The following is a 540-nucleotide window of genomic DNA, read 5'->3' as shown; positions in this document are numbered from 1 at the left end:
GCCTCAGTAGTCGGTGCCGCGACCGGTCGGCGACTCGAAGGCCGCGTCGAGGAGCGTCTTCTGCTCCTCGACGTGGCGCTTGACCGTGCCGACGGACGGGGATGCCGATGCGGGACGCGTGATCGGCGCGACCTCGACCTCGAGCTGCGGCCACACGTTGAGCTGGTAGTGCGGCCACGGGCCCATGTTGCGCGGCTCGTCCTGTACCCAGCGGACTGCCTTGAGGTTCGGGTACTTCGCGATCTCGGCCTTGATCTCGTCGACCGGGTTCGGGTAGAGCCGCTCGACGCGGCCGATCGCGAACTTCGCCCCGTCCTCGCGCTTGCCGCGCTCGACCATGAGGTCCCAGGTCACCCGACCCGAGCACATGATGAGGGTCTCGACCTGTGCGGGGTCCGCCACGTCGTCACCGATGAACGGACGGAACGTGGTGGTCCCGACGAAGTCGTCCGGCTTCGAGGCCGCCTCCTTGCGCTTGAGCATCGACTTGGGGGTGAAGACGATCAGCGGGCGGTGCTCCTCGCCGAGCGAGTGGCGGCG

The 540-nt window shown here is 68.5% G+C and carries 1 pseudogene; it reads right to left on the bottom strand.

The annotated features are described in order from the left end of the window. Positions 1 to 3: 3 nt before the first annotated feature. Positions 4 to 540: pseudogene (gene kgd, locus FB586_RS18870) on the bottom strand (multifunctional oxoglutarate decarboxylase/oxoglutarate dehydrogenase thiamine pyrophosphate-binding subunit/dihydrolipoyllysine-residue succinyltransferase subunit); the annotation flags it as partial.

The organism is Cellulomonas telluris, assembly GCF_004886325.1.
GTDB classification, from domain to species: Bacteria; Actinomycetota; Actinomycetes; order Actinomycetales; family Cellulomonadaceae; genus Cellulomonas; species Cellulomonas telluris.
Note: the sequence above shows the minus strand (reverse complement) of the source record. Positions and strands in the feature narration are given on the sequence as shown.